Source organism: Acidovorax sp. FG27, from assembly GCF_040365715.1.
Lineage (GTDB): Bacteria > Pseudomonadota > Gammaproteobacteria > Burkholderiales > Burkholderiaceae_C > Paracidovorax.
The window spans coordinates 1,300,377-1,321,394 of the sequence record NZ_BAABVY010000009.1 but is presented as its reverse complement, the minus strand read 5'-3'; the positions used below and the strand labels follow the sequence as shown (position 1 = coordinate 1,321,394).

Here is a 21,018-nt window from a genome sequence, read left to right as displayed (position 1 = left end):
GGCGATGGTGGCCTAACTGGTATGGAATCGGCAGCGCATCAGCCCCGAGGAAACGTCACCACGTGCTGCACCTGCGGCCGGATGCCGATCCAGTCGCCGACCGCATGGTCGTGGTGGGTGGGCACATGGGCCATCACGGTGAGGCCATTCGCCAGCTGCAGGGTGTAGAGGAATTCCGACCCCCTGAACGCCTTGCGCACGATGCGCGCCTGCACCGGCGCATCGTCGTCGTGCACCACGTCGTCGGCGCGCAGCAGCACGTCGCATTCGCCGCCCGGGTAGGCGCCGGGCAGCGGGCATTCCTCCAGGTCGGTCAGGTCGCCCAGCGGGGTGCGGGCCACTACCCCGCCGCCGGGTTGGTGCTGCAGCGTGGCCGGGGCGAACACGCCGTGGCCGATGAAGTCCGCCACGAAGCGCGTGGCCGGGCGGTGGTAGAGCGCATAGGCGGCGTCCCACTGGTGCAGGGTGCCCGACTCCACCACGCCGATGCGGTCGCCGATGGCGAAGGCCTCCAGCTGGTCGTGGGTGACGAAGAGCGCCGTCGCGCCGGCCGCCTTCAAGATGCCGCGCACCTCGTGCGCCAGGCGTTCGCGCAGCTCCACGTCCAGGTTGGAGAAGGGCTCGTCCAGCAGCATCAGCTGGGGGCGCGGCGCCAGCGCCCGAGCCAGCGCCACGCGCTGCTGCTGCCCGCCGGAGAGTTCGTGCGGAAAGCGCCCGGCGCTGCCTTCGAGCCCCACCAGCGCCAGCACCTCGGCCACGCGCGCGGCCTGCTCGGCCTTGGGCGCGGAATGGATGCCGAAGGCCACGTTGCGGCCCACCGTCAGGTGCGGGAAGAGGGCGTAGTCCTGGAACACCATGCCGATGCGCCGGCGCTCGGGCGGCACGCTGCGGCCCACGCCGCCCACCACCGCGCCGCCCAGGCGGATCTCGCCGCCCGTCACCGGCTCCAGCCCCGCCACGGCGCGCAGCAGCGTGGTCTTGCCGCAGCCCGACGGGCCGATGAGCACGCCGATCTCGCCGGCCGGCAGGCCCAGGCTCACGCCGCGCACGGCCGGTTGCGGGCGCCCGGCGTAGCGCACTTCCAGTTCGGAGACTTCAAGAAACATGGGCGGGATTCTAGAAGGCGCGGATACGCAGATGCGTAGAATTCGCATTTGCATTGCAGGCGCGAGGGGTACCCCACGCGGTGTCCTGTCAGCCGGCCGGCCACGGCGCGACTCGCCTTCCTTCTCTCTTTCTACCGGTCCAAGCTCCTTGTCTTCCTTCCGATTCGCCCGCTCCGCGCTGCGCTCGCTGCCGCTCGTCGCGCTGGCCGCCCTGCTCACCCTGCCCGTGCTGGCGGTGCTGGGCTCGTGGCTGCCCTGGGGCCAGGGCGGCGAGGCGGCGGGCGCCATCCTGCGCGAGATGGCGTCCACCGTGCTGCCCGGCTACTTCGCCACCACCGTTTGGCTGGGGCTGGCCGTGGCGGTGGGTGCCGCCGTGGTGGGCACGGCCACGGCGGCGGCCGTCACGCTGTTCGACTTCCGCGGCCGACGCACCATGGAATGGCTGCTGCTTCTGCCGCTGGCCATGCCGGCCTACGTGACGGCCTATGCGTACACCGACTTCCTGCAGTTCAGCGGCCCGCTGCAGGTCTGGCTGCGCGCCACCTATGGGCTGGAAGGGCGGCTCCTGCCCGAGGTGCGCAGCCTGGGCGGGGCGATATGGGTGTTCATCTTCTCGCTCTACCCGTATGTGTACCTGCTGGCGCGCACCGCCCTGGGCGAGCGCGCCGCGCACCTGATGGAGGCTGCCCGCCTGCTGGGCGCGCCGCTTTCCCGCCGCATCCGCACCGTAGCGCTGCCGCTGGCGCGCCCGGCCGTCGCCGCCGGCGTGGCGCTGGTGCTGATGGAGACGCTTGCCGACTTCGGCGTGGCCAGCTATTTCGGCATCCAGACCTTCACCACCGGCATCTACAAGGCCTGGCTGTCGATGGACAACCGGCTGGCGGCGGCGCAATTGGCCACCATGCTGCTGGTGCTGGTTGTGGTGCTGCTGCAGCTGGAGCTGCGCGCGCAGCGCCGCATGCGCTTTGCCACTGGCAGCGCCGGGCGCGCCGGCTCGGCCGAGGCGCAGCCGCAGCAGCTGACGGGCTGGCGCTGCGCGGGCGCCTGGGCCGTCTGCCTGCTGCCGGTGCTGCTGGGTTTCGCGGCGCCGGTGGCCTTCATGCTGCGGCCGCTGGCGGCCGACTGGTCGGTGCTGCCCTGGGACCGATTCGTGGAGTGGGCCGGTAACAGCGTGCGGCTGGGCACGATCACGGCCGCGCTGGCCGTGGCGATCGCGCTGGCGCTGGCATTCGCCGTGCGCCGCCGGCCGGCCGCGCTGACCCGGGGCGTGGTGCAGCTGGCCAGCCTGGGCTACGCGGTGCCGGGCGCCGTCATCGTGGTGGGGCTGCTGCTGCCCGTGGGCTGGGCGCAGAGCGTGGCGCTGCAATGGGGCCTGCCCGCGCTCATCACGGCGACGGCCGTGGGCATCGTGTGGGCGTACCTGGTGCGCTTTTGCGCGGTCGCGCTGCAGTCGCTGCAGAGCGGCTATGCCCGCATTCCCGCCAGCCTGGACGAATCGGCGCGCATGCTGGGCGCCGGCGGGGCAGGGCTGCTGGCGCGCGTGCACTGGCCGCTGCTGCGGCGATCGACCGCCGCCGCCGCGCTGCTGGTGTTCGTCGACGTGATGAAGGAGCTGCCCGCCACCATGGTGCTGCGGCCCTTCAACAGCGACACGCTGGCCGTCGTCGCCTACCAGCTGGCCCGCGACGAGCGGCTGGGCGAGGCCGCGCTGCCCTCGCTGGCGCTGGTGGCCGTGGGCCTGGTGCCGGTGATGCTGCTGAGCCGCACGCTGCGGGCGTCCGGCCGGTCGGGCACGAGCGCCTAGCGAGCGCCTAGACTCTCCCGCCATGACCGAATCCGCCATCACCCTCTACCACAACGCCCGCTGCAGCAATTCGCGCGGAGCCCTGGCGCTGCTGCAGGAGCGCGGCATCGAGCCGCGCATCGTCGACTACATCGCCACGCCGCTGGACCACGCCCAGCTGCGGGCGCTGGTGGCCCGCCTGGGCGTGCCCGTGCGCGAGCTGATGCGCACGAAGGAGGCGGTCTACGCCGATCTGGGCCTGGCCGATCCGCGGGTCGGCGATGAGCAGCTCATCGACGCCATCGCCCGCCACCCGGTGCTGCTGAACCGGCCCATCGTGGTCACGCCCAGGGGCGCCTTGCTCTGCCGCCCGCCGGAGCGGGTGCTCGGGCTGCTGGACTGAGCTGAGCTTCGCGGGCGGCAGGGCCCCGAAAACGGTGCGGTTGCGCCCGCGAGCCGCCGCTTTGTATAATGGCGGGCTTCGCAGCGATTGACAGGTTCCGCGGCGAAGTCTCATCCCCACCTAAGAGGCTTCCTTCAGAGAAGCACCGACCGTGGAAAAGAACCGACCAAACCCCTCTTTTCTTCAGAGAGAAACTCATGACTACTACTTTCAGCGCAAAGCCCGCTGAGGTCGTGCACGAGTGGTTTGTGATTGACGCGACCGACAAGGTCCTCGGACGAGTAGCCAGCGAAGTTGCTCTCCGTTTGCGCGGCAAACACAAGGCCATTTACACGCCTCACGTCGATACCGGCGATTTCATCGTCATCATCAACGCAGCCCAACTCAAGGTCACCGGCACCAAGTCGCTCGACAAGGTGTACTACCGTCACTCGGGCTATCCCGGCGGTATCACGGCCACGAACTTCCGCGACATGCAAGCCAAGCACCCCGGCCGCGCGCTGGAAAAGGCCGTCAAGGGCATGCTGCCCAAGGGCCCGCTCGGCTACGCCATGATCAAGAAGCTCAAGGTGTACGGCGGCGCGGAACATCCGCACACCGCTCAGCAGCCCAAAGCGCTGGAAATCTAAGGAGCCTTGAATGATTGGTGAATGGAACAATGGCACCGGCCGTCGCAAGTCCAGCGTCGCCCGTGTGTTTCTGAAGAAGGGTTCCGGCAAGATCACTGTGAATGGCAAAGACATTCAGCAGTACTTCGGCCGCGAAACCTCCATCATGATTGCCAAGCAGCCGCTGGTGCTGACCAACCATGTCGAGACCTTCGACATCCAGGTCAACGTGCACGGCGGCGGTGAATCCGGCCAGGCCGGTGCAGCCCGCCACGGCATCACCCGCGCCCTGATCGACTACGACGCAACGCTGAAGTCCATGCTGAGCCAAGCCGGCTTCGTGACCCGCGACGCCCGTGAAGTCGAACGTAAGAAGGTCGGTCTGCGCTCCGCACGCCGCGCCAAGCAGTTCTCGAAGCGTTAATCCGCCTCGCTGCATCTGCCGCCATGCTGTCCGGGCCGGTCACATCCGACTCGCAGCGTGCCGCGAAAACCGCCTCCGGGCGGTTTTTTCGTTTCCGGATCGCGCCTTCCGCTTCCAGCCCGAGGAGACACCCGCCATGCGATTTCGCCTGCTGCGCCGCCGCCTGACCATCAGTGCACCGCGCGTGTCCATCCGCAGTGCCTTGCCCTGGCCGCTGCGCTGGCTGGTGGCGGCCGTGCTGCTCGGGTTCTCGGCCGCGCTGGCGCTCTGGGCCTTCGAATTCGGCAAGAGCATCGCCGGGCTCGACACCGGCTCGCGGGAAGAGCTGGTGCGCCTGCGCGAAGACGTCACGCGGCTGCGCGCCGACGCCCGCCAGCAGCAGGAAGCGGCCAGCACCGCCACCAGCCTGCTCACGGCCGAGCGCGCCGCGCTGGAGCGCGTGCAGACGCAGATGCGCCAGCTGCAGGCCGACAACCAGGCGCTGCGCGACGACCTGGGCTTCTTCGAGAAGCTCATTCCCGCCGCCCGCGCGGACGGCGTCTCCATCCGCGCGCTGCAGGCCGAGCGGCAGGGCGCCCGCCAGCTGCGCTGGCAGGTGCTGGTGCTGCAGCCGGTGCGCAACGCACCCGAATTCAAGGGCCGGCTGGAGGTGCTGCTGTCGGGCACGCAGAACGGCCAGCCCTGGTCAGGCGCGCAGCCGGCGGCCGCCCAGCCGCTGCAGCTGCAGCAGTACCGCCGGCTGGAAGGGGTTGCCGAGCTGCCCGAAGGTGTCGTGGTAAAAACCGTCACCGCTCGCGTGCTGGAAGGCAATGCCGTGCGCACCGTCCACAGCGTGGACCTCGATTGACGCCGATCCGCACCGCCGATCCGCAGCCCGGCCTGCCCGCCGCGCCTGCATCCCCCCAGGAGCCCAACCCATGTTTTCACGCAAGAAGCAACCTCCCATCAAGAGCCTGATCGCCCAGGGCACGCGCGTGCAAGGCGACGTGCAGTTCAGCGAAGGCCTGCGCATCGACGGCGAGGTGGTGGGCGAGGTGCGGGCCGCGCCGGACGTGCCCAGCATCCTGGTGGTGTCCGAATCCGGCCGGGTGGAAGGCGCACTGCATGCGGCGCACGTCATCATCAATGGAGCGGTCGAGGGCCCCGTGCATGCGGCCGAGCTGCTGGAGCTGCAGCCCAAGGCCCGCATCACCGGCGCCGTGCACTACAAGGCGCTGGAGATGCACCAGGGCGCCACCATCACCGGGCAGATGTCGCCCACGGCGGTGCCGCTGCTCGAGGAAAAGCCCACACTGAAGTTGGCGTCAAACGCGAGCTGACCTGAATGAACCCGGGGATTGCAGTAGCATCCCCTGCAAACCCTCCCGAAGGAGCACCCGATGAGCGCCGTAGCCGACAACATCCAGACCGACATGCCCGCCCCGATCCTCTTCACCGACAGCGCCGCTGCCAAGGTGGCGGATCTGATCGCCGAAGAAGGCAACCCTGACCTGAAGCTGCGCGTATTCGTGCAGGGCGGCGGGTGCTCGGGCTTTCAATACGGCTTCACGTTCGACGAGATCACGAACGACGACGACACCACCATGACCAAGAACGGCGTGTCGCTGCTGATCGACGCGATGAGCTACCAGTACCTGGTCGGCGCCGAGATCGACTACAAGGAAGACCTGCAGGGCGCGCAGTTCGTCATCAAGAACCCGAACGCCACCACCACCTGCGGTTGCGGTTCGAGCTTCTCGACCTGACACCCCGCCAGACCGCCACAAGCCGCCATCAGGGCGGCTTTTTCGTTCCCGCCCGCCGCGCTCCATGTCCCTCCACCCCGCCGACCCGTCCCCGACGCCCGCCCCGAACCCGGAACGCCGCATCCTGCTCTGGATCGTGGCGGTGGGTTTCTTCATGCAGACGCTGGACGCCACCATCGTCAACACGGCATTGCCGGCCATGGCGGCCAGCCTGGGCGAGAGCCCGTTGCGCATGCAGTCGGTGATCGTCGCCTATTCGCTGACCATGGCGATGCTGATTCCCGCGTCCGGCTGGCTGGCCGACCGGTTCGGCACGCGCCGCGTCTTCCTCTTCGCCATCGCCGTGTTCTCGCTGGGCTCGCTCGCCTGCGCGCTGTCGCGGCACGTGAACGAGCTGGTGGCGGCGCGGGTGCTGCAGGGCCTGGGCGGGGCGCTGCTGCTGCCCGTGGGGCGCCTGGCGGTGCTGCGCACCTTCCCCCGTGGCGAGTTCCTGGAGGCGATGAGCTTCGTGGCCATTCCTGGGCTCATCGGCCCGCTACTCGGGCCCACCCTGGGCGGCTGGCTGGTGCAGAGCGCCTCCTGGCACTGGGTGTTCCTCATCAACCTGCCGGTGGGCCTGCTGGGCCTGGCCGCCGCCGCGCGCTACATGCCGGACCTGCGGCCGCCCAAGGTGGACGGGTTCGATCTGGGCGGCTATCTGCTGCTGGCCTTCGGCATGGTGGCCATTTCGCTGTCGATCGAGGCCGCCGGCGTGGTGGGCCGCGCGGGTGCGGCGGCGCTGGGCGTGGGCGGCCTGGTGGCGCTGGTGGTGTACTGGCTGCATGCGGTGCGGCACGAGCGGCCGCTCTATTCGCCGCAGCTCTTTCGCGTGCGCACGCTGTCCGTGGGGCTGCTGGGCAATCTGTTCTGCCGCCTGGGCAGCGGGGCGATGCCGTTCCTCATTCCCGTGTCGCTGCAGCTGCTGCTGCAGTATTCGCCGCTGCATGCCGGCCTGATGATGCTGCCCGCCGCGCTGGCGGGCATGGCCGTCAAGCGCATCGCCGCGCCACTGATCCGCCGCCACGGCTACCGCAACACGCTGGTGACCAACACGGCAGTGCTGGGCCTGCTGATGGCCAGCTTCGCGCTGCGCCAGCCGGACTGGCCGCTGGCCTGGCAGGTGCTGCAGCTGGCCGCGTTCGGCGCCGTCAACTCGCTGCAGTTCACGGCCATGAACACCATCACCCTGAAAGACCTGGACGGAGCCAGCGCCAGCAGCGGCAACGGCCTCCTGTCGATGGTGCAGATGCTGGCCATGGGCCTGGGCGTGGCGGTGGCGGGCGCGGTGCTGTCGGAGTGGAGCCAGACTTATGGCGGCTCGGAAGTGCCGAGTGCCGTGCTGCACGCCTTCCAGTCCACCTTCCTGACGGTGGGCTTCATCACCGTCGCCTCGGCCGCCGTCTTCTGGCAGTTGCCGAAAGAGGCGCGCACGCCGCCCCGCGAAGGCCCCGAGGTGTCGGGCCAGGGCTGAGCGATGGGGAAAGGGGCTGCCGGCCTGGCGGCCCGCTGGCGCATCAGGCCGGGTAGAGGGCGCCCAGAATCCGCGGCCCGGCGGCGCCGGTCACCTGAGGCAGGTTGCCCGGTTCTCGCCGAATGGCCCGGCGTGCCAGCCAGGCGAACGCGGCGGCCTCGACCTGCTGGGACGGCAGGCCGAACGCGTCGGTGGGACGCACGTCGACGCCCGGCAACGCAGCGGCCATGCGCCGCATCAGGTGGCCATTGCGCGCCCCGCCGCCGCACACCGCCAGCTGTTTGCTCTCTTTTCCATAGCTGACCACGCTGGCGGCGCAAGCGCGGGCGGTCAATTCGGTCAAGGTGGCCTGCACGTCTGGCGGTGCCACGCCAGGGCAGGCCTGCAGGTGGCCGTCCAGCCATGCGGCATGGAACAGATCGCGCCCCGTGCTCTTGGGCGGCGGCTGGTGCAAGAAAGGTTCGGCCAGCAGCCGCTCCAGCAGGTCGGGCAGGACGCGGCCCTGCGCCGCCCAGGTGCCGTCCGCGTCGTAGGGTCGGCCGGTGTGCCGCTCGCACCAGTGGTCCATCAGGGCATTGCCCGGGCCGCAGTCGAAGCCCAGCACCTCGCCGCCTGCGCCCAGCACGCTCAGGTTGGCGATGCCGCCGATGTTCAGCACGCAGACCGTCGCACCCGCCTGCCCGAACACGGCCTGGTGGAAGGCCGGCACCAGCGGCGCGCCCTGGCCGCCGGCGGCCACGTCGCGGCTGCGGAAGTCGGCCACCACGGTGATGCCGGTGCGCTCGGCCAGCAGGGCCGGGCTGTTCAGCTGCAGGGTGTAGCCGACGCCGTCGAAAAGCCCCGGCCGGTGCCGCACCGTCTGTCCATGCGCGCCGATTGCCCGCACGTCGGCGGGCTGGAGCCGTGCTTGCTGCAACAGGCGCTGCACCACCTCGGCATAGATCGCCGTCAGCGCATTGGCGGCCAGGGCGGCGCGGTGCAGCTCGTCCGCCCCGCTGGTGTTGAGCGCCAGCAACTCCGCTTTCAGTGCGTCGGGCAGCGATGCGGATTCGAAGCCGGTGACCCGCAGTGCGCCAGTGGCGTCGAACGCGACCAACGCGCCATCGACCCCATCGAGCGAGGTGCCCGACATCAGTCCGATGTAGCGTTCAGTGGAAACCATCTTCGAACAAACCAGGGGCGTGTGGCGAGGGCAGGGTGTTGACCAGTGGACGCCACGGAACCGGCTTCGCCGGGCCGTCGGCGTCGTCACCCTTCCCGGCTTGCGCAGCAAGCCGAGAGGAGGGGGGAGCGGCGTAGCCGATCAGGGGGATGAACCTCTATTCAGCGCTGGCCACTTCGACCTGCGCGGCGGAAGCCAGCTGCACGCGCATGTTCGACGCCAAGCGGCTGAAGGCGGCGCGCGATGCGGCCGACACCGGCTGGGCGGCTTCGCTCTGCTGGGCGATGGTCATCGGATCCTGGTGCTGGCCGTTGACGCGGAATTCGAAGTGCAGGTGGGGGCCGGTGGCCCAGCCGGTCGCGCCCACGGCGCCGATCTTCTGGCCTTGCTCCACCGACTGGCCGGGGCGCACGTCGATGCGGCTCAAGTGGGCGTAGACGGTGACGTGCTGGTTGCGGTGCTTGACGTAGATCACGTTGCCGTAGCCGTTCTGCACGCCGGCGAAGTCCACCACGCCGTCGCCCACCGTGCGCACGGCGGTGCCCGTGGGGGCGGCAAAGTCGGTGCCCAGATGGGCGCGCCACTTCTGCAGGATGGGGTGGAAGCGCATCTGGAAGCCGCTGGAGATGCGCGAGAACTCGACCGGAGAGGTCAGGTAGGCGCGGCGCATGCTCTCGCCGTTCAGCGTGTAGTAGGCGCCCTTGGAGGCGTTCGGCTCCTGGAACCACACGGCGTCGTGCGTCTTGCCGTTGTTGTGGAATTCGGCGCTCAGCACACGGCCGCTGCGCAGCGGCTCGCCGTCGGCTTCGAGCGTTTCATACACCACCGAGAAGCGGTCTTCCTTGCGCAGTGCGCGGTGGAAGTCGATGTTGCTGGAGAAGACCTCGGCCAGCTGGATGGCGACGGCGTCGGGAATGTTGGCCGCATCGGTCGCGGCGAAGAGCGAGCTGCGGATGACGCCGCCGGCCAGGCGCGCGCCCACCGACAGCGGGGCGGTCTCGATGCGCGAAGCGAAAGCGCCGTTGCCCTCGGCGCGCTCGACCACCAGGCGCTTGAAGCTGCCGCTGTCGTCCGGCGCCCAGCGGGCCGTCATGCGCACCAGCCGGTGGTCGTCGGTGGCTTCGATGCTCACCGAGCGGCCTCCGCGGCCCAGCAGGTTCTGGCGCACCAGGTTGTCGCCGCGCAGGAAGGCGGCGGCGGCCGGGTCGGCCACGCCCATGCGCTGCAGGATGCTTTCGGCCGAGTCGTTGGCGCGGGTCTGGTCGGTACGGTAGAGCGAATAGCTGGGAATGTCGAGCAGGGCCGTGAGCGGCGTGTCGCTGGCCAGCGATTCCACCGGGTAGGCCACGGTGCGCACGGGCAGGTCCGACGCATCGGGGGCCAGGTTGGCGACGGCGAAAGCGCCACCACCGGCGGTGAGGAGCAGGGTGGCGATGGCGGCGGTGATGCGCTTCGGGTGCTTGCTGGCGATGGTGGACAGGCGATCCAGCACGGTCAGGCAGGCAGTGGTCAAGCCGTTGGTCAAAGGTGGTCCCCAAATGGTGCAGCCAGGCCCTGCCGGCCGGTGAGGGTGCCGGGCGGGCGAGGGCGGGATGCACGGATGTCAGTGCGCAGCGGCGCGGCCGGCGGTGAGCGGGCCACTAGAATCAGCCAGTGCGAAGTGGGCCGAAGTATAGCGATGCGCCTACGGATAGACCGCCAAAAAACCCTTATGAATCAATCTGCTGTTACAACATTCCCGGTGACCGATGGTGTAGGACGCGCGCTGGAGGTCACGCTGCGGGGTGTGGAAGAGCTGCTGCCTCGGGACGAATGGACCCGCAAGCTGGCCCGCTCCGAAGCCACCGGCCAGCCGCTGCGCATCAAGCTGGGCCTGGACCCGACCGCGCCGGACATCCACTTCGGGCACACCGTGGTGCTCAACAAGATGCGCCAGCTGCAGAACCTGGGACACCAGGTGATCTTCCTGATCGGCGACTTCACCACGCTGATCGGCGACCCCTCGGGCCGCAACACGACGCGCCCGCCGCTCACGCCCGAGCAGATCAAGGCCAACGCCGAGACCTACTACACCCAGGCCGCCAAGGTGCTGGACCCGGCCCGTACCGAGATCCGCTACAACAGCGAATGGAGTGAGCCGCTGGGCGCCGCCGGCATGATCCAGCTGGCCGCCAAGTACACCGTGGCCCGCATGATGGAGCGCAACGATTTCCACCAGCGCTTCACCGACGGCAGCTCGATCAGCCTGCATGAGTTCCTCTACCCACTGCTGCAGGGCTATGACTCCGTCGCCCTGAAGAGCGACCTGGAACTGGGCGGCACCGACCAGAAGTTCAACCTGCTGATGGGCCGCCACCTGCAGCAGGAGTACGGCCAGGAGCCGCAGTGCATCCTCACCATGCCGCTGCTGGTGGGCCTGGACGGCGTGGACAAGATGTCCAAGTCGAAGAACAACTACATCGGCATCACCGAAGAGGCCAACAGCATGTTCGCCAAGGTGCTGTCGATCTCCGACACGCTGATGTGGGACTGGTACACGCTGCTGTCGTTCAAGACGATGGCCGAGATCGAGGCGCTGAAAAGCGAGGTGGCGGGCGGGCGCAACCCCAAGGACGCCAAGGTGGCGCTGGCCAAGGAGCTCACCGCACGCTTTCACAGCGCCGCGGCGGCCGATGCGGCCGAGCAGGACTTCATCCACCGCAGCAAGGGCGGCGTGCCCGACGAGATTCCCGAGGTGCAACTGGCCGGCGCGCCGCTGGGCATCGGCGCGCTGCTGAAGCAGGCGAACCTGGCGCCCTCGTCCAGCGAGGCCCACCGGCTGATCGACGGCGGCGGCGTGCGGGTGGACGGCGCGGTGGTCAGCGACAAGGGCCTGAAACTCGATGCCGGCACCTTCGTCGTTCAGGTGGGCAAGCGCAAGTTCGCCCGGGTGACGCTCGGCGCCTGAGCGGCCCCATGCGCCACCTTTTTGAATGAAAACCGGCCCGCGCGCCGATGGGTATTGGGCCTGTAGCTATAAAAAATATAGCAAAAGAGTGCCGACGCCTTCTCAGGCGAGCGACGAGCCGTCCAGATCGTCGTTCAGGTCCGGGTCGGGCACCTCGCCGATCGCTTGGCGCGTGGCATCGGCCTGGCGCATCAGCCAGGCGCAGAAGGCCTTGATCTCGGGCCGCTGGCCGCTGCGCGGGCCGACCATCATCCAGTAGGCCAGCGGCGAGTCGAGCCGATGGCCCGGCAGCACTTCCACCAGGTCGCCCGCAGCCAGGCCGTCGGCGATCAGCGGCATGCGCGCCAGCGCCAGGCCCTGGCCGGCCAGGGCCGCCTGCACGATCTGCTGGGCGTAGTTGAAGTACAGCCAGCGCTTGGGCTGCAGCTTGCCGTGGCCGTGCAGCTCGAACCAGCGGCGCCAGGTCAGCCATTCCAGGTTCTGCGTGCGGTGGGCGTCGCCCGCCTCGATCAGCGTGAACTGGGCGATGTCCTCCGGCCGGCGGATGGGCGGCGCGCTTTTCAGCAGCCACGGGCTGGCCACCACCGCCAGCTGCTCGCCGAACAGCCGGTGCGCGCCGTGTTCCACGCCGCCGGGCAGGCGGTAGCGCAGCGCCAGGTCCACATCGGCGGTGTCCAGGTCCACCACCGTGTCGGTGGCGTCGATGCGGATGTCGATGTCGGGGTTGTCGCGCTGGAATTCCTCCATGCGCGGGATGAGCCACATTGACGCGAAGCTGGCCCAGGTGGTGATGGCCACGCTCTTGCGGCCGGCCGTCTGCCGCACCAGCCGCACGGCGGCGTCCATGCGCTCGAGCGCCGGGCCCACGGCGCGCTGCAGCTGCGCGCCTGCGCTGGTGAGTTCCACCGCCCGCGTGTGGCGCAGAAAGAGCGGCACGCCCACTTCATCTTCCAGCGACTGGATCTGCCGGCTGACGGCCGACTGGGTGAGCGAGAGTTCCTCGGCCGCCGCCCGGAAGTTCAGGTGACGCGCCACGGCCAGGAAGGCGCGCCAGTGGCCGGCCGCCACGGGCCGGGTGCGCAGGTGGGCGATCGGGGCGGGAGACGAGGTCATGGCGCGCTTTTCGTATTGATGCGAAATGAACATTAAACGAGCGGGCTTGCGTCATCAATCGCCAGCCCTTGCAGGGGCTGCAGCGTCATCAACGCGCCAACCGCTTCGCCGCGAATTTTGCCATTGATGCGAATCGGGAATCTTTGCCGCAGTTGCTTTTCATTGGACGCTGCAGTGCGGCCCGCGCACCATCGGGGCCTGGATCCATGACGGATCTGGAATTTTTACCGGAGCCCAGCACCATGAACCCGAGCAATGTCCTGAATTCGCAAACGTCATCGAGCCCTGTCGGCGTGGCCGCGCAGGATATCCACACCCTGGCCGCCGGCCAGGCCCGCAGCCTGCATGCCCGCACGCCCATGGCGCTGCGCGTGATGAGCGGGCGGGCCTGGGTCACGATCGAGGCCGCGCCGGACGGCACCGGGGGCCAGGCGGCCGGGGACGTGTTCCTGCACGCGGGCCAGACGTTCTGGGTCGGCCCCCGCCAGCACCTGGTGCTGGAGCCTCTGGGCCGGGGCGCGCTGCAGTTCTGCTGGCGTGCGGCCAGCGCCGTGCGCGCCGAGGCCGCGGGCCACGATGCGCGCATCGGCTGGCCGGTGGCGCAGGCCGGCGGCCCCTGCGGCGCCTGAGCACCGATGCTTGGCGCGCCCGTTCAATGCAAAGAGCCTGCAGCGCCCGTCGAAGGGGCGCTGCAGGCTCTTTGTTTGTTTGGGAAGGCAGCCGGCGAGGCTTACTCGGGCTCCACCGCCAGGTCGACGAACGCCCGCACGGCGGCCGGCCCGCGCAGGCCTTCCAGCCGCTCCAGCGCGGTTTCGTCCTCGAGCGTGCTGAACCCCAGGCTGAAGTTCTGGAAGCGGCGCGCGGCCAGCGGCGCGTCGTGCAGCACCTCCACGTAGACGTGGCGCGGGTCTTTGCGGATGCGGTCCAGCAGGGCGCGCACTTCCAGCTCGGGGCCTTCCAGTTGCTGGCCGAAGCGCTGGCCGTCGAACACCAGCAGGCCGGTGATGCCCGACAGCTGGTTGTGGTGCCGCGCGTACCCGGCGATGCTGGCCACGGCGCTCAGCGGCTGACCCTCGGACAAGGTGCTGACGTAGAGGACTTCGTAGAGGGGCGAGGTGGAGGGCGGAACGGCGGACATTGCGGCGCATCCTGCCCGCGCCGAGCCCCCCGCGCAATGTCAAAAGACATAGGATTTCCCCCCTAGAATCGCGCCGCCATGAACGCTGCCGCCGCCCACACCGTGTGCCCCCGTCATTGCGACGAATGCGGTCTGCGCCGCACCGCCGCCTTCTCTCCCGTCAACCCGTCGGTGCTCTCGTCCATCGAACGCCTGCGCAGCGGTACGCACCTGGTGCCGGCCGGGGGCACGCTGATCCGAGAGCGCCAGCCCAACGTACGGCTCTACACGCTGTATGCCGGCTGGGCCTTCCGCTACAAGACGTTGTCGGACGGGCGGCGGCAGATCCTGAACTTCCTCTTGCCGGGCGACCTGGCCGGCCTGCAGCAGCAGTTCGGCGAGACCTCGCTGCACGGCGTGGACGCCATCACCGACTGCCATTTCTGCGTTTTCGAGGAAGACACGCTCTGGGAGCTGTACAAGGACCATTCGCGCCTGGGCTACGAGGTCACCTGGCTCGCCGCGCGCGAGGAAAGCCTGGTGGACGACAACCTGCTCACCGCCGGCCGCCGCACCGCGCCGGAGCGGGTCGCCGTGCTGCTGCTGCAGCTGCACCGCCGGCTGGACCGGCTGGGCCTGGTCGATGCGGACGGCTCCGTGGCGTTCCCGCTCACCCAGCAGCACATCGCCGATGCCCTGGGCCTGTCGCTGGTCCACACCAACAAGACGCTGCGCCGGCTGGCCCAGCTGGGCCTGCACGACCTCTCGGGCGGGCGGCTGCGCATCCTGAACGCACGGGTGCTGGCGCGCATCGCCGAGGTGTACGACACCGTGCCGCGCCAGGCGCCGCTGCTGTAGCCGGCCGCCGGTGGCGTGGCGCTGCCGCGGGCCTGGCGGCACACGGCCGGCCGGATAATCGCGGCAGACCCGTTCCGCGTCCTGCGCTTCGCTTCCTTCCTCGCCCCTGCCATGACCGCTGCCACCGCCTCCTCCCTCGTTCCTTCTTCCGCCACCGCGCCGGATTCCGCTTCGGGCGCCACGGCGCTGGACGTCGTCATCATGGCCGCCGGCAAGGGCACCCGCATGAAGAGCCGCACGCCCAAGGTGCTGCAGCGCCTGGCCGGGCGTCCGCTGCTCTGGCACGTGCTGGATCAGGCCGCCAGCCTGTCCGCCCGCCGCGTCGTCGTGGTGACGGGCCATGGTGCTATGGAAGTAGAAGCATCCACCGCAGGCGCGGCGGGCGCTGGCGGCACTTTTGACCTTCAATTCGTGCGGCAGGAGCCGCAGCTGGGCACGGGCCACGCCGTGCAGCAGGCCGTGCCTGCGCTGGCGGGCGACGGCACGGTGGTGGTGCTGTCGGGCGACGTGCCGCTCACCCGGGCCGACACGCTGGCCGCGCTCGTGGCCGCCTCGCGCCCCGACCGGCTGGCCCTGCTGACCGTGACGCTGCCCGACCCCACCGGCTACGGCCGCATCGTGCGCGGCGCGGACGGGGCCGTGCGGGGCATCGTCGAGCACAAGGACGCCAGCGACGCCGAGCGCGCCATCGACGAGGTCTACAGCGGCATCATGGCCGTGTCCGCGCGCCTGCTGGCCGCGTGGCTTTCGCGCCTCTCCAACGACAACGCGCAGGGCGAGTACTACCTGACCGACATCGTCGCCTTGGCCGTCGCCGACGGCGTGCCCGTGGCGGCCCACCGCATCGCCGACGCGCTGCAGGTGGCGGGCGTCAACAGCCCCCTGCAGCTGGCCGAGCTGGAGCGCGCCCATCAACTGCGTCAGGCCCGTGCGCTGATGGAGCAGGGCGTGCGCCTGGCCGACCCGGCGCGCTTCGACGTGCGGGACGACGCGCGCAGCGGCTCGCGCGGCCAGCTGGTCTGCGGGCAGGACGTGGAGATCGACGTCAACTGCGTCTTCACCGGCCGGGTGGAGCTGGGCGAGGGCGTGCAGATCGGCGCGAACTGCTGCATCGCCAACGCGGCCATCGCCGCGGGCGCGGTGATCCACCCGTTCACCCACATCGACGGCGAGAAGGCCGGCGCGGCGGTGGGCGCGGGCGCGCTGATCGGCCCCTTCGCCCGGCTGCGGCCCGGCGCTCAACTGGGGCGTGACGTGCACATCGGCAACTTCGTCGAAGTGAAGAATTCCACCCTGGCCGACGGCGCCAAGGCCAACCACCTGGCCTACCTGGGCGACGCCACGGTGGGCGAGCGGGTCAACTACGGCGCGGGCAGCATCACCGCCAACTACGACGGCGCCAACAAGCACCGCACGGTGATCGAGGCGGACGTGCACGTCGGCAGCAACTGCGTGCTGGTGGCGCCGGTCACCATCGGCGCGGGCGGCACGGTGGGCGCGGGCTCCACCATCGCCAAGAGCACGCCGCCCGGTGCCTTGAGCGTGGTGCGCGGCAAGCAGATCGTGAAGGACCCCTGGCAGCGCCCGGCCAAGCAGCCGCCGGCCCCCAAGGCATGACCGGCGCCGGCCGCACCGCGCTCGCCGGCCCGCCGGCCGATGCCGCGGCGCCCGGCGACGGGCTGGATGCCGGTGCGCTGCGCGCCCTGCTGGCCGAGCGCGACCGAGCCCTGTCCGACGCCCGCGCCGCGCAGGAGGAATTTCTGCGCGCCGTCTCGCACGACCTGCGGGCGCCGCTGCGGCACATCACCTCCTACACCCCGCTGGTGCGTGAACTGGTGGAGGACGACGTGCAGGGCCTGCAGGGCGAGGCGCGGGCGGAGGCCGGCAGCTTTCTCGACACGCTGGACCAGGCTGCGCGGCGCATGGGCCGGATGCTCGACGGCCTGCTCGCGCTGTCGCGCATCGCCCAGGCGCAGCTGGACCGCGCGCCGGTGGACCTGGGCGCCGTCGTGGCCGACGTGCGGCACACGCTGGCCGGCGCCGCGCCGGGCCGCGCCATCGACTGGCAGGTCGCGCCGGCGTTGCCCGTCGTCGTGGGCGATGCCGCGCTGCTGGGGCTGCTGCTCGCCGAAGTGTTGGGCAATGCGGTCAAGTTCACGCGGGACCGCGCACCGGCGCGCATCGACGTGGACGGCGGCACGGCCGCAGACGGCACGGCCTGGCTGTCGGTGCGCGACAACGGCACCGGATTCGAGCCGGCGCGCGCCGGCGCGCTGTTCGGCGTGTTCCAGCGCCTGCACCGTGACGCCGACTTCGACGGCATGGGCGTGGGGCTGGCCAAGGCGCGTGCGGTCATGCAGCGCCATGCGGGCCACATCGGCATCACAGCGGTGACGGGAGAAGGCTGCACGGTCGAACTGAGGTGGCCGGCCGCCCCGGCGGCGCCCGCCTGACGGCGGGGCGCCACTCTGCTTCACGCCGCTTGGGCGGTCGCTGCGGCGGTGGCGCCGCCCGGGTGCACCGAGATGCCGTTGCGCCCCTCGTGCTTGGTCTGGTAGAGCGCGGCGTCGGCGGCGTCCACCCAATCGCGCACGCCCCGGTGGGCCGCGTCGGTGGCGGCGATGCCGATGCTGCAGGTCAGGCGGAGCTCGGGCACGCCCGGCAGGCGCGTGTCGAACGCCTGGGCGCGAATGCGCTCCGCGACCGCATGCGCGGCCGCCACGTCCTGGCCCGGCAGCACGACGGCGAACTCGTCGCCGCCGTAGCGGCCCGCGCAGTCGGTGGCGCGCACGTTGGCGCGCACCAGCTGCGCCATCGACCGGATCACCTCGTCGCCGACGCTGTGGCCCCACTGGTCGTTGATGTGCTTGAAATGGTCGATGTCCAGCATCAGCAGGCTGGTCACCAGGCCTTCGGACTGAAAGCGCGCCAGCGCCGCCTCCGCCTGCTCCTGCCAATGGTGCCGCCCATAGAGGCCGGTGAGCGCGTCGACGCGCCGCAACTCGTCGAGCTGCTGGTTCTGGTGCGACACCTTGCGAATCAGCCGGTAGCTGGTCACGCTCACGGCCAGGGAATGCATCACCAGCACCGGCAGGCAGGCCACCGTGACCCAGAGCGAGGTCTCGGGCTCGAAGCCCGGCTGAAGGACCAGCGTGCCGAGCAGCCCGGCCGCCACCATGCCGGGCAGCGACCGGGCCCACAGCCCCTGGATGCCGGTGGTGATCTTGTCCTGCATGGTGAGCGTGCACAGCAGCACGCTGGGCAGCAGGGCGAAGTGCATGAGCGGCACCAGGAACGCGGTCAGGGCCGAGTCCACCAGCAGGTTGCGGATCTCGGCGCGGTAGGGGTCGGGGCTGCGGCGGGCCAGCCGGAAGGCCAGTTGCGGCCACGCCAGCGAGATCAGGCCGAGCACGGCCCAGTCGGAGAGGGCCGCACCGTGCTCCCACAGCACGGCGGCCACCACCGCGCCACCCAGCCCCATGCCCAGCATGCGCAGCGGGTAGATGCTGCGGTACATGTGGTGCGTGGGGTGGCGCTTCGGGCGGGGCATGGCGGTGCGAGCGGGTGGCGTGAGACTCTACCGCACGGCTCCGCGTTGCGCGAGGCGTGGTTTACCAGCGGGCCGGGCCCGGCGGCCTGCTGATTCGCTCATTCGTTCAGGGCCAGGGCGATGCGGGTGTCGAACTTGGCGCGGTGGACGCCGAAAAACGCCTTGACGTTGCGCACGTTGGCGTCCGCCGTGAAAAGCCGCTGCGTGAGCGACAGATAGCCCGGCATGTCGCGCACGTGCACCACCAGCATGAAGTCCGGCCCCGGCGCGACCCGCCAGCACTGCTGCACGGCGGGCTCGGCCACGGCGCGGGCCTCGAACGCCTGCAGCAGCTCCGCGCCCTGGCGGTCCAGCGTCACCTGGGCGAAGGCCGTCAGGCCATGCCCCTGCAGCGTGGCAAGGCGGTCGGGCCGCAGAATGGCCACCTGCCGCTCCACCAGTCCGGCATCGTGCAGCCGCTTGACGCGGCGCAGGCAGGTCGGGGGCGATACGTGCACCATCGCAGCCATGGCCTGGTTGCTCAGGCTGGCGTCGTTCTGCAGCAGGTCCAATAGCCGGAGGTCGGTGGCGTCGAGCTCGAATGGTTCCATTTTCGGTCTATTTTTGGAATCTGATTTCGTATTGTGATCTTTGTGGAATTCGTATCCGATTTTTGCTGAAAATCGATCAGAAATTTCATGGTCCCTTGCCTACGATCGCGATTCTCCGGGCCGAAAGCCCGCTTTTCTTCCTCTTCTTGAAGGAATCTCCCCATGTGCGGCATCGTCGGCGCGGTCTCCACGCGCAACATCGTTCCCATCCTCGTGCAGGGCCTGCAGCGGCTGGAATACCGGGGCTACGATTCCTGCGGCGTCGCGGTGCATGAAGCCAGCCTGGGCGGCCTGCCCACCGGCGGCCTGCGCCGCGCGCGCAGTACCGCCCGGGTGGCGGAGCTGCTGGAGCAGGTGGCGGTGGACCATGTCGAGGGCGCGACCGGCATCGCCCACACCCGCTGGGCCACGCACGGCGCGCCGGCCGTGCACAACGCGCATCCGCATTTCAGCCATGGCGCGGGCGTGGGGGCCGATCCGGGCGTGGGCGAACCCCTGCGGCTGGGCCGTGTGGCATTGGTGCACAACGGGATCATCGAAAACCACGAAGAATTGCGCGCCGCGCTGCAGGCACGCGGCTATATCTTCACCAGCCAGACCGACACCGAGGTCATCGCGCACCTGGTCGAAAGCCTCTACGAGGGCGACCTGTTCCAGGCCGTGCGTGCGGCCGTGCAGCAACTGCACGGCGCCTATGCCATCGCCGTCATCCACCGGGACGAGCCCCACCGCGTGGTGGGCGCGCGGGCCGGCTCTCCGCTGATCCTGGGCGTGGGCCAGAACGAACACTTCCTGGCCAGCGACGCCATGGCCCTGGCCGGCGTGACCGACCAGATCGTCTATCTGGAAGAGGGCGACCTGGTGGACCTGCAACTGGGCCGCTACTGGGTCGCCGCCAGGAACGGCCAGCCACTGGAGGCCGCCGCGCGGCCCGTGCGCACGGTGCTGGCCCACAGCGGCGCGGCCGAGCTGGGGCCGTACCGCCACTACATGCAAAAGGAGATCTTCGAGCAGCCCCGCGCCATCGCCGACACGCTGGAAGGCGTGCAGGGCATCGTGCCGGAACTCTTCGACGGCCAGGGCCTGCACGGCGAGCCCGGGGCGGCGGCCTGGCGGGTGTTCGCCGAGATCGACTCGGTCCTCATTCTGGCCTGCGGCACCAGCTACTACAGCGGCTGCGCGGCCAAGTACTGGCTCGAATCCATCGCCGGCATCTCCACCCAGGTGGAGGTGGCCAGCGAATACCGCTACCGCACCAGCGTGCCCAACCCGCGCACGCTGGTCGTCACCATCAGCCAGTCCGGCGAAACGGCCGACACGCTGGCCGCGCTGCGCCATGCGCAGAGCCTGGGCATGCAGCACACGCTGACCATCTGCAACGTCGCCACCAGCGCCATGGTGCGTGAGTGCAAGCTGGCCTACATCACCCGGGCCGGCGTGGAGATCGGCGTGGCGTCGACCAAGGCCTTCACCACGCAACTGGCAGGCCTCTTCCTGCTGACGCTGGCACTGGCGCAATCGCGCGGGCGCCTGAGCGAGGAGCAGGAAGCCGCCCACCTGAAAGCCATGCGCCACCTGCCGGTCGCGCTGCAGGCCGTGCTGGCGCTCGAACCCCAGGTCATCAGCTGGGCGGAAGACTTCGCCCGCATGGAAAACGCCCTGTTCCTGGGCCGCGGGCTGCACTACCCCATCGCCCTGGAAGGCGCGCTGAAGCTCAAGGAGATCAGCTACATCCACGCCGAGGCCTACCCGGCCGGCGAACTCAAGCACGGCCCGCTGGCGCTGGTGACCAGCAGCATGCCCGTCGTGGCCGTCGCGCCCAACGACACCCTGCTGGAAAAGCTCAAGAGCAACCTGCAGGAAGTGCGCGCACGCGGCGGCGTGCTGTACGTGCTGGCCGATGCGGACACCCGCATCGACAGCGGCGAGGGCGTGAACGTCATCCGCATGCCCGAGCACTACGGCGCGCTGTCGCCGCTGCTGCACGTGGTGCCGCTGCAGCTGCTGGCCTACCACACGGCCTGCGCGCGGGGGACGGACGTGGACAAGCCGCGGAACCTGGCCAAGAGCGTGACGGTGGAGTGAAGGGCGGGGCCTCGCGG

General features: G+C 70.0%; 21 protein-coding genes. 14 read left to right on the top strand and 7 right to left on the bottom strand.

The window, feature by feature from the left end:
• Positions 1-38 precede the first annotated feature (38 nt).
• Positions 39-1,106, bottom strand: a complete 1,068-nt coding sequence (locus ABWV53_RS12975; RefSeq protein WP_353366482.1) for an ABC transporter ATP-binding protein — start codon at positions 1,104-1,106, stop codon at positions 39-41.
• A gap of 148 nt (positions 1,107-1,254) precedes the next feature.
• Between ABWV53_RS12975 and ABWV53_RS12970 the strand changes: the two genes are divergently transcribed.
• The 8 genes from ABWV53_RS12970 to mdtD all read left to right on the top strand — a co-directional run bounded on the left by ABWV53_RS12970 (position 1,255) and on the right by mdtD (position 7,579).
• The gene (locus tag ABWV53_RS12970; RefSeq protein ID WP_353366480.1) at positions 1,255-2,910 is read left to right on the top strand and encodes an ABC transporter permease; all 1,656 of its coding nucleotides are present in this window, start codon (positions 1,255-1,257) and stop codon (positions 2,908-2,910) included.
• Between the two features lie 22 nt (positions 2,911-2,932).
• The gene (gene arsC / locus ABWV53_RS12965; protein ID WP_353366478.1) at positions 2,933-3,292 is read left to right on the top strand and encodes an arsenate reductase (glutaredoxin); all 360 of its coding nucleotides are present in this window, start codon (positions 2,933-2,935) and stop codon (positions 3,290-3,292) included.
• Positions 3,293-3,489: 197 nt separating this feature from the next.
• Positions 3,490-3,921 carry a 50S ribosomal protein L13 gene (rplM, locus tag ABWV53_RS12960; protein ID WP_056414298.1) on the top strand — a complete coding sequence of 144 codons (432 nt, stop codon included), beginning with the start codon at positions 3,490-3,492 and terminating at the stop codon, positions 3,919-3,921.
• A gap of 10 nt (positions 3,922-3,931) precedes the next feature.
• Positions 3,932-4,324 carry a 30S ribosomal protein S9 gene (gene rpsI, locus ABWV53_RS12955; RefSeq protein WP_353366475.1) on the top strand — a complete coding sequence of 131 codons (393 nt, stop codon included), beginning with the start codon at positions 3,932-3,934 and terminating at the stop codon, positions 4,322-4,324.
• Between the two features lie 136 nt (positions 4,325-4,460).
• Positions 4,461-5,171 (top strand): DUF6776 family protein, encoded by a 711-nt coding sequence (locus tag ABWV53_RS12950; RefSeq protein ID WP_353366473.1) that lies wholly within the window; start codon positions 4,461-4,463, stop codon positions 5,169-5,171.
• A 70-nt stretch (positions 5,172-5,241) separates the two neighbouring features.
• Positions 5,242-5,643, top strand: coding sequence for a bactofilin family protein (locus tag ABWV53_RS12945; RefSeq protein WP_353366471.1), 402 nt, complete (start codon positions 5,242-5,244; stop codon positions 5,641-5,643).
• 60 nt (positions 5,644-5,703) lie between these two features.
• Entirely contained in the window at positions 5,704-6,069 is a 366-nt protein-coding gene (erpA, locus tag ABWV53_RS12940) for an iron-sulfur cluster insertion protein ErpA (protein ID WP_353366469.1), read from the top strand.
• Positions 6,070-6,133: 64 nt separating this feature from the next.
• The gene (gene mdtD, locus ABWV53_RS12935; protein WP_353366467.1) at positions 6,134-7,579 is read left to right on the top strand and encodes a multidrug transporter subunit MdtD; all 1,446 of its coding nucleotides are present in this window, start codon (positions 6,134-6,136) and stop codon (positions 7,577-7,579) included.
• A gap of 43 nt (positions 7,580-7,622) precedes the next feature.
• Here mdtD and ABWV53_RS12930 read toward each other — a convergent pair whose 3' ends face one another.
• Both ABWV53_RS12930 and ABWV53_RS12925 read right to left on the bottom strand, forming a co-directional pair.
• Complete coding sequence (locus ABWV53_RS12930) at positions 7,623-8,741, bottom strand: anhydro-N-acetylmuramic acid kinase (RefSeq protein ID WP_353366465.1); 1,119 nt, start codon at positions 8,739-8,741, stop codon at positions 7,623-7,625.
• Positions 8,742-8,898: 157 nt separating this feature from the next.
• Positions 8,899-10,266, bottom strand: coding sequence for a peptidoglycan DD-metalloendopeptidase family protein (locus tag ABWV53_RS12925; RefSeq protein WP_353366463.1), 1,368 nt, complete (start codon positions 10,264-10,266; stop codon positions 8,899-8,901).
• A 186-nt stretch (positions 10,267-10,452) separates the two neighbouring features.
• Between ABWV53_RS12925 and tyrS the strand changes: the two genes are divergently transcribed.
• Positions 10,453-11,688 (top strand): tyrosine--tRNA ligase, encoded by a 1,236-nt coding sequence (tyrS, locus tag ABWV53_RS12920; RefSeq protein ID WP_353366461.1) that lies wholly within the window; start codon positions 10,453-10,455, stop codon positions 11,686-11,688.
• Positions 11,689-11,790: 102 nt separating this feature from the next.
• Here tyrS and ABWV53_RS12915 read toward each other — a convergent pair whose 3' ends face one another.
• Positions 11,791-12,801 carry a LysR substrate-binding domain-containing protein gene (locus ABWV53_RS12915; RefSeq protein WP_353366459.1) on the bottom strand — a complete coding sequence of 337 codons (1,011 nt, stop codon included), beginning with the start codon at positions 12,799-12,801 and terminating at the stop codon, positions 11,791-11,793.
• 242 nt (positions 12,802-13,043) lie between these two features.
• On the opposite strand from ABWV53_RS12915, the gene ABWV53_RS12910 reads away from it, so the two are divergent.
• Positions 13,044-13,430: a DUF2917 domain-containing protein gene (locus ABWV53_RS12910; RefSeq protein WP_353366457.1), complete on the top strand. Its 387-nt coding sequence runs from the start codon at positions 13,044-13,046 to the stop codon at positions 13,428-13,430.
• 101 nt (positions 13,431-13,531) lie between these two features.
• Here ABWV53_RS12910 and ABWV53_RS12905 read toward each other — a convergent pair whose 3' ends face one another.
• Positions 13,532-13,939, bottom strand: a complete 408-nt coding sequence (locus ABWV53_RS12905) for a BLUF domain-containing protein (protein WP_353366455.1) — start codon at positions 13,937-13,939, stop codon at positions 13,532-13,534.
• A gap of 78 nt (positions 13,940-14,017) precedes the next feature.
• On the opposite strand from ABWV53_RS12905, the gene ABWV53_RS12900 reads away from it, so the two are divergent.
• The 3 genes from ABWV53_RS12900 (at position 14,018) to ABWV53_RS12890 (ending at position 17,229) form a co-directional block, all read left to right on the top strand.
• Positions 14,018-14,776 (top strand): Crp/Fnr family transcriptional regulator, encoded by a 759-nt coding sequence (locus ABWV53_RS12900; RefSeq protein ID WP_353366453.1) that lies wholly within the window; start codon positions 14,018-14,020, stop codon positions 14,774-14,776.
• A gap of 201 nt (positions 14,777-14,977) precedes the next feature.
• The gene (glmU, locus tag ABWV53_RS12895; RefSeq protein WP_353366718.1) at positions 14,978-16,393 is read left to right on the top strand and encodes a bifunctional UDP-N-acetylglucosamine diphosphorylase/glucosamine-1-phosphate N-acetyltransferase GlmU; all 1,416 of its coding nucleotides are present in this window, start codon (positions 14,978-14,980) and stop codon (positions 16,391-16,393) included.
• Positions 16,390-17,229 (top strand): sensor histidine kinase, encoded by an 840-nt coding sequence (locus tag ABWV53_RS12890; RefSeq protein ID WP_353366451.1) that lies wholly within the window; start codon positions 16,390-16,392, stop codon positions 17,227-17,229. The genes glmU and ABWV53_RS12890 overlap by 4 nt, the downstream gene beginning before the upstream one ends.
• A 20-nt stretch (positions 17,230-17,249) precedes the next feature.
• Here ABWV53_RS12890 and ABWV53_RS12885 read toward each other — a convergent pair whose 3' ends face one another.
• Both ABWV53_RS12885 and ABWV53_RS12880 read right to left on the bottom strand, forming a co-directional pair.
• Positions 17,250-18,326 carry a sensor domain-containing diguanylate cyclase gene (locus ABWV53_RS12885; protein WP_353366449.1) on the bottom strand — a complete coding sequence of 359 codons (1,077 nt, stop codon included), beginning with the start codon at positions 18,324-18,326 and terminating at the stop codon, positions 17,250-17,252.
• A 98-nt stretch (positions 18,327-18,424) separates the two neighbouring features.
• Positions 18,425-18,916, bottom strand: a complete 492-nt coding sequence (locus ABWV53_RS12880; protein WP_353366447.1) for an Lrp/AsnC family transcriptional regulator — start codon at positions 18,914-18,916, stop codon at positions 18,425-18,427.
• A 162-nt stretch (positions 18,917-19,078) separates the two neighbouring features.
• On the opposite strand from ABWV53_RS12880, the gene glmS reads away from it, so the two are divergent.
• A complete protein-coding gene (gene glmS / locus ABWV53_RS12875; protein ID WP_353366445.1) occupies positions 19,079-21,001 on the top strand; it encodes a glutamine--fructose-6-phosphate transaminase (isomerizing) in 1,923 nt (640 codons plus the stop codon).
• The last annotated feature ends 17 nt before the right edge of the window (positions 21,002-21,018 follow it).

Bases quoted from the DNA above. Each gene is read 5' to 3' on its own strand.
- tyrS (WP_353366461.1), top strand. From the start codon at position 10,453: ATGAATCAATCTGCTGTTACAACATTCCCGGTGACCGATGGTGTAGGA.
- ABWV53_RS12890 (WP_353366451.1), top strand. From the start codon at position 16,390: ATGACCGGCGCCGGCCGCACCGCGCTCGCCGGCCCGCCGGCCGATGCC.
- glmS (WP_353366445.1), top strand. From the start codon at position 19,079: ATGTGCGGCATCGTCGGCGCGGTCTCCACGCGCAACATCGTTCCCATC.
- ABWV53_RS12885 (WP_353366449.1), bottom strand. From the start codon at position 18,326: ATGCCCCGCCCGAAGCGCCACCCCACGCACCACATGTACCGCAGCATC.
- ABWV53_RS12950 (WP_353366473.1), top strand. From the start codon at position 4,461: ATGCGATTTCGCCTGCTGCGCCGCCGCCTGACCATCAGTGCACCGCGC.
- ABWV53_RS12945 (WP_353366471.1), top strand. From the start codon at position 5,242: ATGTTTTCACGCAAGAAGCAACCTCCCATCAAGAGCCTGATCGCCCAG.
- mdtD (WP_353366467.1), top strand. From the start codon at position 6,134: ATGTCCCTCCACCCCGCCGACCCGTCCCCGACGCCCGCCCCGAACCCG.
- rpsI (WP_353366475.1), top strand. From the start codon at position 3,932: ATGATTGGTGAATGGAACAATGGCACCGGCCGTCGCAAGTCCAGCGTC.
- erpA (WP_353366469.1), top strand. From the start codon at position 5,704: ATGAGCGCCGTAGCCGACAACATCCAGACCGACATGCCCGCCCCGATC.
- ABWV53_RS12905 (WP_353366455.1), bottom strand. From the start codon at position 13,939: ATGTCCGCCGTTCCGCCCTCCACCTCGCCCCTCTACGAAGTCCTCTAC.
- ABWV53_RS12915 (WP_353366459.1), bottom strand. From the start codon at position 12,801: ATGACCTCGTCTCCCGCCCCGATCGCCCACCTGCGCACCCGGCCCGTG.
- ABWV53_RS12975 (WP_353366482.1), bottom strand. From the start codon at position 1,106: ATGTTTCTTGAAGTCTCCGAACTGGAAGTGCGCTACGCCGGGCGCCCG.
- ABWV53_RS12880 (WP_353366447.1), bottom strand. From the start codon at position 18,916: ATGGAACCATTCGAGCTCGACGCCACCGACCTCCGGCTATTGGACCTG.
- ABWV53_RS12900 (WP_353366453.1), top strand. From the start codon at position 14,018: ATGAACGCTGCCGCCGCCCACACCGTGTGCCCCCGTCATTGCGACGAA.
- arsC (WP_353366478.1), top strand. From the start codon at position 2,933: ATGACCGAATCCGCCATCACCCTCTACCACAACGCCCGCTGCAGCAAT.
- glmU (WP_353366718.1), top strand. From the start codon at position 14,978: ATGGCCGCCGGCAAGGGCACCCGCATGAAGAGCCGCACGCCCAAGGTG.
- ABWV53_RS12930 (WP_353366465.1), bottom strand. From the start codon at position 8,741: ATGGTTTCCACTGAACGCTACATCGGACTGATGTCGGGCACCTCGCTC.
- rplM (WP_056414298.1), top strand. From the start codon at position 3,490: ATGACTACTACTTTCAGCGCAAAGCCCGCTGAGGTCGTGCACGAGTGG.
- ABWV53_RS12910 (WP_353366457.1), top strand. From the start codon at position 13,044: ATGAACCCGAGCAATGTCCTGAATTCGCAAACGTCATCGAGCCCTGTC.